Source organism: Carnobacterium mobile DSM 4848, assembly GCF_000744825.1.
In the GTDB taxonomy this organism is placed as follows: domain Bacteria; phylum Bacillota; class Bacilli; order Lactobacillales; family Carnobacteriaceae; genus Carnobacterium_A; species Carnobacterium_A mobile.
Window position 1 is genome coordinate 129,130 of record NZ_JQMR01000001.1, and the last position, 12,385, is coordinate 141,514.

The 12,385-nt window shown below is 37.9% G+C and carries 9 protein-coding genes; 7 read left to right on the forward strand and 2 right to left on the reverse strand.

Annotated features, from left to right (window positions below):
• Window positions 1-161: 161 nt before the first annotated feature.
• Complete coding sequence (locus BR87_RS00565; RefSeq protein ID WP_035027431.1) at window positions 162-1,727, forward strand: bifunctional metallophosphatase/5'-nucleotidase; 1,566 nt, start codon at window positions 162-164, stop codon at window positions 1,725-1,727.
• 91 nt (window positions 1,728-1,818) lie between these two features.
• Here the strand turns inward: BR87_RS00565 and BR87_RS00570 are convergent, their stop codons facing one another.
• Together BR87_RS00570 and BR87_RS00575 are read right to left on the reverse strand one after the other, a co-directional pair.
• Window positions 1,819-3,471 (reverse strand): hypothetical protein, encoded by a 1,653-nt coding sequence (locus tag BR87_RS00570; protein WP_035027434.1) that lies wholly within the window; start codon window positions 3,469-3,471, stop codon window positions 1,819-1,821.
• On the reverse strand, window positions 3,464-4,252 hold the full coding sequence (locus BR87_RS00575; RefSeq protein ID WP_035027437.1) for an ABC transporter ATP-binding protein: 789 nt from the start codon (window positions 4,250-4,252) through the stop codon (window positions 3,464-3,466). Before BR87_RS00575 ends, BR87_RS00570 begins: the two co-directional genes overlap by 8 nt.
• A gap of 811 nt (window positions 4,253-5,063) precedes the next feature.
• Between BR87_RS00575 and BR87_RS00580 the strand changes: the two genes are divergently transcribed.
• The 6 genes from BR87_RS00580 (at window position 5,064) to BR87_RS00605 (ending at window position 12,376) form a co-directional block, all read left to right on the forward strand.
• Window positions 5,064-5,753 carry a response regulator transcription factor gene (locus BR87_RS00580; protein ID WP_035027440.1) on the forward strand — a complete coding sequence of 230 codons (690 nt, stop codon included), beginning with the start codon at window positions 5,064-5,066 and terminating at the stop codon, window positions 5,751-5,753.
• 40 nt (window positions 5,754-5,793) lie between these two features.
• Window positions 5,794-6,765 carry a sensor histidine kinase gene (locus tag BR87_RS00585; protein WP_244877013.1) on the forward strand — a complete coding sequence of 324 codons (972 nt, stop codon included), beginning with the start codon at window positions 5,794-5,796 and terminating at the stop codon, window positions 6,763-6,765.
• 114 nt (window positions 6,766-6,879) lie between these two features.
• Window positions 6,880-7,650: an ABC transporter ATP-binding protein gene (locus BR87_RS00590; RefSeq protein ID WP_035027446.1), complete on the forward strand. Its 771-nt coding sequence runs from the start codon at window positions 6,880-6,882 to the stop codon at window positions 7,648-7,650.
• The gene (locus BR87_RS00595; protein WP_035027449.1) at window positions 7,640-9,640 is read left to right on the forward strand and encodes an FtsX-like permease family protein; all 2,001 of its coding nucleotides are present in this window, start codon (window positions 7,640-7,642) and stop codon (window positions 9,638-9,640) included. The genes BR87_RS00590 and BR87_RS00595 overlap by 11 nt, the downstream gene beginning before the upstream one ends.
• A gap of 254 nt (window positions 9,641-9,894) precedes the next feature.
• Window positions 9,895-11,670, forward strand: a complete 1,776-nt coding sequence (locus tag BR87_RS00600; RefSeq protein WP_035027451.1) for a sensor histidine kinase — start codon at window positions 9,895-9,897, stop codon at window positions 11,668-11,670.
• Window positions 11,651-12,376 (forward strand): LytTR family transcriptional regulator DNA-binding domain-containing protein, encoded by a 726-nt coding sequence (locus BR87_RS00605; protein WP_035027454.1) that lies wholly within the window; start codon window positions 11,651-11,653, stop codon window positions 12,374-12,376. Before BR87_RS00600 ends, BR87_RS00605 begins: the two co-directional genes overlap by 20 nt.
• Window positions 12,377-12,385: the final 9 nt, after the last annotated feature.

The following is a 12,385-nucleotide window of genomic DNA, read 5'->3' on the forward strand; positions in this document are numbered from 1 at the left end:
ACAGCTCCGAATGAGCATACTGCGCAATGGGTTGGACTTGTCTATTTCTCGAGAGCCAGGCTTGAACTGCTAGACATCTACAATAAGGCTAAATAAGAAGTGCATTTTCTTGTTTGGCTTTTTTTACATTAAAAATGAATTTGTGAAAGGGATGGACAAAAATGAAACTAACGATTTTAGCGACAAGTGATATGCACGGCTATATTAAGCCAAGTAACTTTGGAGCGAAAGACCAAGATATGCCTTTTGGCTCAGCAAAAGCTGCGACCATTATTAAAGAAAAAAAAGCAGCAGCAGATGGACCAGTATTAACTATTGAAAATGGCGACTTTATTCAAGGATCGCCGTTAAGTTACTATATTGCCAGACGCAGAAAAACAAATAACCCTGCTGAATTAATAAACGTACTAAATTTGATCGATTATGATGCGGGAGTATTAGGAAACCATGAATTTAACTATGGGAAAGATTACTTGCAACAAGCCATCTCTGCCACTAATCATCCTATCTTGGCAGCCAATATCGTGAATGAAGAAGGCAAGCCGGCTTTTGGCAAAGCGTACGAAATTTTTGAAAAAGATGGAATTAAAATCGCTGTTTTAGGATTGACGACTCAATACATTCCGAACTGGGAGCACCCAAACCATATTCAAGGGTTGACGTTTAAGAGTATTGTCGATACAGCCAAAGAGTATGTGCCAAAGTTAAGAGAGTTGGCAGACGTAGTGGTGGTCAGTTACCATGGCGGATTCGAAAAAGAACTGACGACCGGGGAACCAACCGAAGCTTTAACTGGTGAAAATGAAGGCTACCAATTAGCAACACAAGTGGCAGGTATCGATGCATTGATCACAGGACACCAACACCGCGTGATCGCTACTACACTAAACGGCATTCCGGTTATTCAACCAGGCTATCGCGGAGAATACGTCGGTGAAATCACATTAAACCTTGAACAGAATGCTCAAGGAAAATATGAAGTAACGGCTAATGAAGCACAATTGGTGGAAACAGGTAAGGCTGTCCCGGATGCAAACGTATTGGCTTCTTTAACAGAATTGTCTGAAGAAGTTGAGGAGTGGTTGGATCAGCCATTGGGCAAAGTTGAAGGCGATATGACGATTCAAGATGCAAATCAAGCTCGTTTGAAGGAGCATCCTTATGTGGAATTTATTCAAAAAGTACAAATGACAGCAACCGGAACGGATATTTCTGGAACAGCTTTATTTAACAATGAAGGAAAAGGATTCGGCTCCATTATTACCATGCGTGATGTAGTGACCAATTATATTTACCCGAATACGCTAGCTGTTCTTCGCATTTCAGGCGAAGACCTAAAAGCAGCTTTAGAACAATCGGCTGCCTTTTTCCAAGCAGAAGCAGATGGCACGATTGGAATCAATCCGCAGTTTGTTGAGCCTAAACCGCAATACTACAACTATGATATGTATGAAGGCATTGAGTATACGATCAACGTGAAACAGCCGATTGGAAAGCGAATCACAACGTTGCTGTATAAAGGAGAACCTGTTCATGCAGCTGACTGGTTTGAAGTAACAGCGAATCAATATCGAGCTGTTGGCGGTGGAAACTATGCCATGTATACAGCTGATAAAATCATTCGCGAAGTACAAAAAGACATGACAGAACTGATAGCAGATTATTTGGCTGAGCATCCGATTATCAAAGCTGAAACAAATGATAATTTTAAAGTGATAGCTGAGTAAAAGAGACACAAAAAACGATAAGAAACGCTAAGGATCATAACTTAGCTTCTTATCGTTTTTTATATAGAAAAAATTCTAGGATTATATTGTATTACGCTTGATTGAATGGCCTTTTTTTATGTGCTTTAAATAAATAGTAAAACGCTATGACAGCTAAGATGAGTGTCATCAACCAGCTGCCAATGGGGTTAAAAGAGGAGACCCAAAAGTTGATTAATCCGAACAAACCAGCTGTAATAAATAAAAGGATGATCATCACAAAATCATTCGTGCTGTCTGCAGCAGTGAACTTTTGTGAAAAAAGAAAAGTAGTCATTGTTGTATTCAGGTATCCAAAAAAAACGATCGTCGTGGCTAAGAAGCCGTTGAGGATCACAGAAAGGTCATCCCAGCCGAACAAGAATAATAATAAACTTCCTAGTACTACATAGAAAGGTACCAGCAGTCTCATCCAGACGGATTTTCCAGCAGCTCTTATGAAGAGACCGTCATTGCTGCGCGGACTCATTTGAAAAATCCAAGCTCCTTTATAAGAAGATGAATACTTCAATGAACCGGCTAATTGCGGAACCATGAATAGTGTGATGTAAACAGAATAAGGAAAACTGTTGCTTCGAATATCATTAAGCGTCATGCCGTCACTGAAGCTGTTAAAAACAAAAATCAACGGAAGGATAAAAGAAATAGCTAATGACGGATAAATTCTGGTTTTGAATTCGCGTTCGTTTTGAATGATTTTCCATGTAAATTGATAATAAGGCCGTTCTGCCTGATTGAGACAAAGAACATTCTTTGTTCGATTCATCCAACGGTTGTGCTCTTCAATGGATTCATTTTGATCCGTCAACTTTTGAATGTTTTGTTCCAATTGAGAGCTGTTCTTTTTGTAATAGAAAAAGAACAGAATTGTTACGACCACAAACAGTAAAGTATACAAGACATAATATCTATTCGCACCTTCTTGAAGCAAACCAAGCGGAGCGGCGAACCACAATGGAAATAATGGAATATGCCAGATTTTTGGTTGATATATAATGGAGACATCAAAGATATCAAATAGCCGTCCAACTAATTGATAGCCTAAAACAGTAAAGATAGATAAGCCGATTTGACTGTAAGCGATGATGTTTCTTAATTTTTCCCCATTGAACCGTTTCAGAATAGCGGCGTAGATGACTAAGGTAAACAACAACGTCCAAAAACTGAAAATAACAGTCAACAAGGTGACAAGCAAACCAGCAATCAGGCCATGAACAAAGTAAGTGGCGAGCGTCACTGGACCGCCTAACGCTAAAGTCAAAGAGAACAGGTAAACAAAAACATGGGTAGCTTTAGCTGCGCTGAGTGTTTGTCCTGTCACCGGCTTTGTACCAATTAAAATTTGATCTTTCGTATCAAGCAAAATAGAAGAAAAACTGGCAATCATCGTAGATAGCAACATAATAAACAAGTAACTAAAAAAGAAGGTATACTGTACAATCAAACTGTCGCCGAAAAATAAAATAGCAATCATAAATATACTGATAATAAAATATAAGATCAAAGAAGAAAAGAAAGAATTTTTCTCTGTTGTATCTTTTTTACTTTGCATGATGGGATTAGGTTCACGTCCATCCATCATGATTTTGGTTTTCACAATTAACCGCAATTGATCATAATCTACTCCATTTTTTTCATAAAGAGAAGAAAAGAGATCCAATGCTTTTAAATAGATCGGCTCTTTTAAAGGAAGCGGCTTAAGCATCGGGATCTTCTCCCTTCATGGCATGCACAAAGTCTTGAGCGAGTTGCTGTTGTTCATCAAATCCGGTCAGCTCGTTAAATAAGTCTTCTAAAGTTCCTTCTGCTTCATGTTGAATCTCATTAAAAGGACCGTCTGCAACGATTTGTCCGTTGTTAAGAATTAAAATACGATCACTAAGTTTTTCAACTGTATCCATAATATGTGATGAGTAAAAGATCGTTTTTCCTTCCATTTTTAATTGAGTTAATATCTCTTTGATAACGAGTACGCTATTGGCATCTAGTCCGTTCAGCGGTTCATCCCAAAAAAGAATATCAGGATTATGTAATAAACTGGAGATGATCAATACTTTTTGGCGCATCCCTTTGGAAAAAGATGAAAGTCTGGTCCGAAAAGCTGATTCAATCTTCATGGCAGTCATCATGGCGAAACTTCTTTGCTGAATATGGGATTCGCTTAACCCATATAGTTGACCAACAAATAAAAAGTATTCTTCCGCTGTCAGCGTCTCATACAAATCAGCATTTTCCGGTACATATCCAATTCGATTTTTATAAGCTGTCTCATTTTTAATTAATGGACTTCCAAAAATCGTAATTTCTCCGGCGTCAGGTTTCAGTAAACCTAAAATCATCTTGACTGTAGTACTTTTTCCGGCACCATTTGTACCGATATACCCTATGATTTCACCAGGATAAACGGCAAAATCAACACCTCTTAACACTTCATTTGAACCAAACGATTTCTTGAGATTTTTAATTTCTAAAATTGGTAACATCATTGGTCTCCTTTTCTTTTTAAGTTGCTTTTTTCAGCTTCGAAACAGTTGGTCCTACTTTTCTTATTTCATCAATTGCTCGCTTGATTTTCCTTAAGTTTGGTTCTGTCGGTATATTTTGAACACATAAAAATAAAGTGTTTCAACCAATACAAGTTTTCTTTGTTCATATTTTTCCAAGATATCACGCATAAATAATCCCTCCACGTATGTAGTAAATAACAAAGTAAACAGCCCAAAGAATAGAACAGTGTCCTTAAGAGGATGAGGTGAATTATTTTTTTGAGATGGATCAAAAGTTATTCTGTTGGTTTTATGTATGTTTTTCTTAGAAAAGAAACGACTTTTGTAATACAATTAGCCAGCTTTGAATAAAAAAAGCCGCCTGAATTTCATGCTATATTGAAGTGACCACACTCTCAATAAATAAGGACGAATTCACGTGATTCAACGTAACCATACCATAAATTTAGATAAAGAAAAATACTTTTCCTACTCGTGATACTGGCAAATCGCCTGAGTAAAAAAGCACGATTTTCCAGCTGACAAGTTGCAGATATTTCAAGCTGTGCACCGCAAACCGATTCTAACTAAAGCAAATACGAAACGTTTATTCAACTAAAGCATCAAAAGCAGAAAGGATCATAAAAAGTGCGATCCGTTAAAATACATTTATTTTCTCCATTATGCGGGGATATCAATCTTTTTGATAACTTCTCCATTCTAGGTAACATTTGTTGCTGTTTTTAGGAATGATTATCAGGTAAACTGGAGATAACAACTAAAATGATAAGAACAGTTAGGAAGGGATACCATGTTTAAAATCATGATTGTTGAGGATGACTTGACGATTGCTCATGTATTGCGCGAAGAACTAGAGCGTTGGCAATATGAAGCAGTAGTGGTGACTAATTTTAATACGATTATTGAAGAATTTACGGCTGCAGCACCTCAGCTGGTATTGATGGATATTCGGCTGCCTTATTTCAACGGGTATTATTGGTGTCAGGAGATCCGCAAGTTTTCTCAAGTTCCGATTATTTTCATTTCTTCACGGAACGAGAACATGGATATTGTAATGGCCATCCAAATGGGAGCAGACGACTTTATCAGCAAGCCGTTTGATTTGACGGTCGCTGTTGCAAAAGTACAAGCGCTTTTGCGAAGGACGTATGATTTCAATGAAGCAGAAAATTTTTTAACGTACCATCAAGTGATTTTAAAATTAGGCGAATCGAAGCTCCAATACCAAGAACAAGAAATAGAGCTGACACGAAATGAATTAAAGATCATGGAACTGTTATTTTTAAGCAAAGGCGACTTCGTATCAAGAGAAGACATCATGGTTAAATTATGGGAAGATGAGTCTTTTATCGATGATAATACGTTAGCTGTCAATATCACTCGTTTACGTAAAAAGCTCACCGCTATCGGGTTAAAAGAGTTTATTTTAACGAAAAAAGGGTGGGGCTATGGATTGAGTAAAGGAGACGATTCTCATTAAATCACTAAATAAACACCTCCTCGTTTCTTTTTTTAAAGCTATGCGGCCTCAATTTTTCTTGTATATCGGCATGCTCTTGTTTTTTAGTGCCGTTTATTTATTAGGTAAACTGCCATTAGATTTGTTATTTTATACGATTGAACTGACGGCGTTTTTATTTTTTCTTTATTTGTTGGCGCAATTTTATCGCTATGCTAAAAGATACGACATGCTGCAAGATATCCAGCAAGACAATGTAGAACTGGAAAATTACTTGCCTAAGAGTGTAGATCCGGCAGATGAATGGTATCATGAAAAAATCCTTGCTTTAGTCAGTCAGTTGCGTGAAAAGGAACAGCACTTCGGTGAAAAAAATAGCGAACAACTGGAATATTTCACTCTTTGGCTGCATCAAATCAAAACACCGATTGCTGCTATCAGCTTATTGATGCAAAGCCAGCCCAAACAACCACTGACCAAGCAAGTGAATCAGGAGTTGCTGCGTCTGGAAGATTACACTCATATGGCTTTGAACTATTTAAAAATTGAAGAAAGCGGTACGGATCTCGATTTCGCTGAAATCGAACTCGATGGTGTTATTAAGAAAATCATCAAGAAATATTCGATTCTCTTTATATATAACCATATTTCATTAGAGTATGAAGAAATTCAAGAGTCGATTTTGACCGATGGCAAATGGCTTCAAATCTTGTTGGAACAAATTTTGTCCAATAGCCTGAAATATACGGTCGGTGGGACAATCAAGATTTATATGGATCCTGAGAGATCAGAAACATTAGTGATTGAAGACAACGGCATGGGCATCCGAGCTGAAGACTTGCCAAGGATTTTTGAAAAAGGTTATTCCGGATTAAACGGTCGGCTTCATGAAAAATCAACTGGACTGGGTCTTTTCTTGAGTCAAAAAATCGTTAATCGATTGGGTCATCAGCTGACGATCGAATCTGTGCTGGGGGAAGGGACAAAAGTGTTTATCCATTTAGCCCGAAAAGAATTAGAGCTATTTGATTGAAAACAAGCAGCCTTACAAAACTGTAAGGTTGTTTTTCTGTTTTGTAAGAATAGGTAAATGCAATGAAACATTATTTATCATAAGATGTAAGAGAAGAAAAGGAGGAGGTAGCATATGCCTTTATTAGAAGTTAAAAATGTAAAAAAAGTTTATACCGCTCGTTTTTCGAGTCAACAAACAGAAGCACTGACAAATGTAAACTTTTCAGTTGAAAATGGCGAGTTTGTTTCCATTATGGGAGAATCTGGGTCGGGTAAAACAACCTTACTGAATATCTTGTCAACATTGGACAGTGCCAGCAGCGGAGAAGTATATTTAGACGGTAAACCTTTATCTAAAATCAAAGACCGCGAAATCTCTGCTTTTCGTCGGAACACACTGGGTTTTGTTTTTCAAGATTTTAATCTATTGGATAACTTTACCATTCGCGACAACATTTTATTGCCATTAGTTTTATCCAATACACCGGTCGCTGAAATGGAAAGCCGGATTCAACCGATTGTTAAAAACTTAGGCATAGAAGCTTATTTGGACAATTATCCCTATGAAGTCTCTGGCGGGCAAAAACAACGGGTGGCTGTTTCTAGAGCTTTGATCACCAACCCTAAAATCATTTTGGCAGATGAGCCGACTGGAGCACTGGATTCACGAGCTTCACAAAATTTGTTAGAAACATTTGAACGGATCAACGAATCAGGACAAACGATCATGATGGTCACGCATAGTGCGCGGGCAGCCAGCTACTCGAACCGAGTCTTGTTTATCCGAGACGGAGCTGTTTACCATGAAATTTATCGTGGCGATCAAACAGCAGAAGAATTTATGGATCAAATCGCTCAATCTATGAGAGTGTTATCTAGCCGAGGTGAGCAGTATGAACACTAAATTTTTCGCCAAATTAGCCGTGCGGAATATTCGTTCTAACAAGCAAACGTATTTACCTTATGTGCTTTCTTCTATTATGACAGTGGCCATGTTCTTTTTGATGGTCTCGTTATTGACCAATGAGTTTGTTCAAGGACGTTCAAGTACATTACCTATGTTATTTGGTTTTGGAGCCGTTGTGGTCGGAATCTTTTCATTTATCTTTATTCTGTATACCAACAGTTTTTTGATCAAACGCCGAAAAAAAGAAATTGGGCTTTACGGTATATTAGGCTTAGGAAAAAAACACGTGGCGAAAGTATTGTTATTGGAAATGGTGTTGACGAGTTTCTTTAGTATTGTGGCTGGCTTAATCACTGGACAAGTATTCGGGAAATTATTTTTCATGTCTTTGAATTACCTACTCAATTTGCCAGAACCAATGAAGTATACGGCTTCCGTAGACAAAGCTTTGCTGACGGTTGCTTTATTTGCTGGGATTTTCTTGGTCGGTCTGCTTTACAATATCAGCCAAGTCACTTTTTCTAATCCAATCAAATTATTGAAAGGTCGTAAAGAAGGGGAGAAAGAGCCAAAAGGATCGATTATCTTGTTTCTTCTTTCCGTCGGTTTGCTTGCAGGCGGCTATTGGATTTCCTTAACGATTGAAAATCCGCTTGATGCGCTGCAATATTTCTTTATCGCAGTTTTATTAGTCATTGTCGGTACCTATTTGTTCTTTATTTCTGGCTCTATTTTTATTCTTAAGGCTTTAAAGAAAAATAAGAACTTGTATTACCGTCCCGGTCCATTTATTTCCATATCTGGAATGCTGTACCGCATGAAACAAAACGCCGTCGGATTAGCCAATATTTGTATTCTGGCTACCATGGTCATTGTGGCTTTGTCGACAACCGTTGCGATGTTTGTCGGTACAGAAGAGACCTTGGATAACCGTTTCCCATTTGAGAACGCGGTAACGATCTATGGCGGAGAACAAGAAGAATCGGCAGGAAATAGTCAGCTGCCTGAGATGGAACAAATCAAAACAACTATTGATGAGCAGACTGCAGCAGCTGATTTAAAAATTGATCAGCTGGAAAGCTACAGATACCAAACGCTTCTTGGAATGCTTGAAAAGAATAAATTTGTGATACCAGAGAGTACCTCACTCACTGACTTTACTTCAATAGTATCTGTCATTATCCTTCCATTGGAAGATTACAATCAATGGACGGATGAAACGATTGAATTAGGAGAGAATGAAGCGTTGTATTATCATTCAAAAGATACTTTGAAAGGACAAACACTTTCGTTAGGGGAACAAACGTATCAGCTGCAGAAAATGGCAGTTGTTCCAGGAGATATCGAAAGTCAAGGTGAGTTGTTAGAAATTTTGGTGCTGGTCTTGCCAAATATTTCAGAAATTGAAACGGTGACTCAAGATTATATGCAGCAAAACCCAGATACTTTTATAGGGGGTCTTTCTGGAACAATCAATTGGAACACGACAGGCAGTCCAGCAGAGAAAGCGGCATATGCTGCTGATTTAAAAGCAGTATTTAACGACACACCTTCAATGAGTTATGAATCCAAAGAAATGAATCGGGATGAATGGTATGGTATGAACGGCGGGTTCCTATTCCTAGGTGTCTTCTTAGGTCTGTTGTTTACCATTGGGACTGTTTTGATCACGTACTTCAAACAGGTTTCCGAAGGGTATGACGACCGTGAAAAATTTCAAATCATGCAAAAAGTCGGATTGGATAAGAAGATGATCAAAGATTCTACTCGTTTGCAAATTGTTTGGATGTTTTTCTTGCCAATCATTATTGCGGTTATCCATATCGCTTTTGCTTACCCAATCATTCAAAAAATGCTGGTCATCTTTGGAATCACCAACCAAAAATTATTGGTTTTATCGATTCTTGGTGTTATCGTAGCATTTAGTCTAATTTATTGGTTGATTTACCGCATCACTTCAAGAATTTACTATAATATAGTTAAATAAAAAACTAACTACTGACTAAATAGTAGTCGTAATTAACATAACACGTCTTAAAACTTCGTAGATTGAATTTTCGAATTCGACTTACGGAGTTTTTTTGGCTCCATACCTAAGACAGGGTGCATATTTTTTGTTTATTTTATAATTATTGTTATAGAGGAATATTAATGAAACTATCAAGCTGTTAAAATCATTTTAAGTTTCTAAGTGTTTTGATGTAAACTAGAGGTAGCCATAATGGAGGTGGGAAGACAGATATGTTGAATTTATTTATTCTAATGATCGAGCGAGTCGGCTTAATCATTATCGTGGCCTATATGCTAATGAATATTCAATACTTTAAAAATATGTTAACGGAACGGAAACAATTAGCGACAAAACTTCAATTGATTGTTGTATTTAGTATCTTTGCTACGATCTCTAATTTTACCGGAGTTGAGATCGGCCGTGACCAAATTATATCAGATCAACTATTTACTACTTTAGCTGCTAATTCTTCACTAGCCAATACACGTGTGTTGACTATCGGTGTTTCAGGATTGATCGGTGGTCCCGCTGTTGGTGTGAGTGTCGGGATTATTTCTGGAATCGTTCGCTATTTTCAAGGCGGAGAAGCGGCTTTTATTTACGTGATTTCTTCTATCTTAATCGGATTGTTTACCGGGATTTATGGAGGGAGGACAATGAAAAAGAACAGTTACCCGACTGTTTCTGAAGGCATGCTTATTGGTGCGTTGGCTGAAGGAATCCAAATGGTATGTATCTTGATTTTTAGCGGAGATCTTCAAGAATCGATCAAATTGGTCAGTTTTATTTCATTGCCGATGATTTTGATAAATAGTCTAGGAACAGCAATTTTCTTATCGATTATTATTGCAACTTTGCGTCAGGAAGAACAAACCAAAGCAGTGCAAACTCATGATGTTTTGCATCTGGCCAACGAAACACTGCCTTACTTTCGGGCAGGGATGAACGAACAATCGTGTACAGAAGCAGCTAAGATCATTAAGCGATTCATTAAAGTCTCCGCCGTCAGCATCACCGATCAAGAAAGAATTTTAGCTCATGTTGGTGCAGCCAGCGATCATCATATTCCTTCTAATGGAATTTTGACGAGTTTATCAAAAGAAGTATTGCAAAGCGGGAAAATTAAAGAAGCTCATTCACATGAGGAAATCGGCTGCCATCATGCCGGTTGTCCGCTAGAAGCAGCAATCGTGATTCCCTTGAAATCGAAAGGTACGACAGTTGGAATCTTGAAAATGTATTTTACAGATGCGACAAAATTGACTTTTGTCGAACGCCAATTAGCGGAAGGCTTGGGCAACATTTTTTCCAGTCAAATCGAATTAGGTGAAATGGAGTTGCAAGGAAAACTATTACAAGATGCTGAAATCAAATCGCTGCAAGCTCAAGTGAATCCGCATTTCTTTTTTAATGCCATCAATACGATTTCTGCTTTGATTCGAGTTGATAGTGAAAAATCTCGCAGTCTGTTGATTCAATTAAGTCACTTTTTCCGTTCTAATTTGCAGGGAGCGAGGACCAATTTGATTCCGTTGTCAAAAGAACTAGAACAAGTAGAAGCCTATTTGTCTTTAGAACAAGCTCGTTTTCCAGACCGCTATCAGGTCAACATAGAAGTAGCAGAAGGACTTTCAGAAGTTTTAGTGCCGCCTTTTTTGGTGCAAATTTTAGTGGAAAATGCCTTTAAACATGCTTTTGGAAGCCGTAAAATGGGCAACCAAATTTGGGTTGAGGTTACTAAGCAGGAAGAAGGAGTGCGAGTCAGCGTAAAAGATAATGGACTGGGAATAGAAACGGAACGCTTGATCAAGTTAGGCAAAGAAGCTGTTTTATCTGAAAAAGGCACAGGGTCAGCGCTTGAAAATTTAAACAAGCGGCTAATCAGTTTATTCGGAGAAAATGGGAAGTTGCATTTTGAAACATCTGCTCAAGGAACCGCAGTTTTATGTACTGTTCCATACCGGGAAAAGGAGGAAGGAAAAGCACATGCATACATTGATCGTTGATGATGAGCCTTTAGCTCGAAATGAACTGGCTTATTTATTAGAACAATGCGAAGAAATAACTTCAGTGAGGGAAGCAGACTCGATTGAAGAAGCATTGGAACAAATGCTGCAAAAATCGGTAGATTTGATTTTTCTTGATATTCATTTAACTAATGAAAGCGGCCTAACATTAGCTGATAAACTCAATCATTTAAAAAATCCACCGCTGATCATTTTTGCCACTGCTTACGATGACTACGCAGTCAAAGCATTTGAATTAAATGCGAAAGATTATGTCTTAAAACCTTTTGAACAAAAGCGTATTCAGCAGGCCGTTACGAAAGCCTACAAAATGCATCAAAAAGAGAACCAACTGCTCCATGAATTTCCGCAAGAGCCGTTAAATGCTATCCCCGTTCAGTTAGAGGATCGGATTTTTTTAGTAAAGACTGAAGAGATCATAGCAGTAGGAGTCGAAAACGGTGAGACAACGATTTATACTAAAAAACGCGAATACCCGATCAATGAACCATTGAGTGCGATTGAGAAAAAAATCAGTTTTCCTACTTTTTTACGAGTGCACCGTTCTTATTTGATCAACATAAATGCGATTGAGGAGATCCAGCCTTGGTTTAACCACACCTATCAAGTCACATTGAACAATCAGTTGAAGATTCCTGTTAGCCGTTCTTATATGAAAGAATTTAAAGAACAAGTGGGATTGTAAGAAGCACAA

What these genes read in the sequence shown, in the direction of transcription:
- BR87_RS00565 (WP_035027431.1), top strand. Translation starts at nt 162, where the DNA reads ATGAAACTAACGATTTTAGCGACAAGTGATATGCACGGCTATATTAAG.
- BR87_RS00585 (WP_244877013.1), top strand. Translation starts at nt 5,794, where the DNA reads ATGCGGCCTCAATTTTTCTTGTATATCGGCATGCTCTTGTTTTTTAGT.
- BR87_RS00580 (WP_035027440.1), top strand. Translation starts at nt 5,064, where the DNA reads ATGTTTAAAATCATGATTGTTGAGGATGACTTGACGATTGCTCATGTA.
- BR87_RS00600 (WP_035027451.1), top strand. Translation starts at nt 9,895, where the DNA reads ATGTTGAATTTATTTATTCTAATGATCGAGCGAGTCGGCTTAATCATT.
- BR87_RS00595 (WP_035027449.1), top strand. Translation starts at nt 7,640, where the DNA reads ATGAACACTAAATTTTTCGCCAAATTAGCCGTGCGGAATATTCGTTCT.
- BR87_RS00605 (WP_035027454.1), top strand. Translation starts at nt 11,651, where the DNA reads ATGCATACATTGATCGTTGATGATGAGCCTTTAGCTCGAAATGAACTG.
- BR87_RS00590 (WP_035027446.1), top strand. Translation starts at nt 6,880, where the DNA reads ATGCCTTTATTAGAAGTTAAAAATGTAAAAAAAGTTTATACCGCTCGT.
- BR87_RS00570 (WP_035027434.1), bottom strand. Translation starts at nt 3,471, where the DNA reads ATGCTTAAGCCGCTTCCTTTAAAAGAGCCGATCTATTTAAAAGCATTG.
- BR87_RS00575 (WP_035027437.1), bottom strand. Translation starts at nt 4,252, where the DNA reads ATGATGTTACCAATTTTAGAAATTAAAAATCTCAAGAAATCGTTTGGT.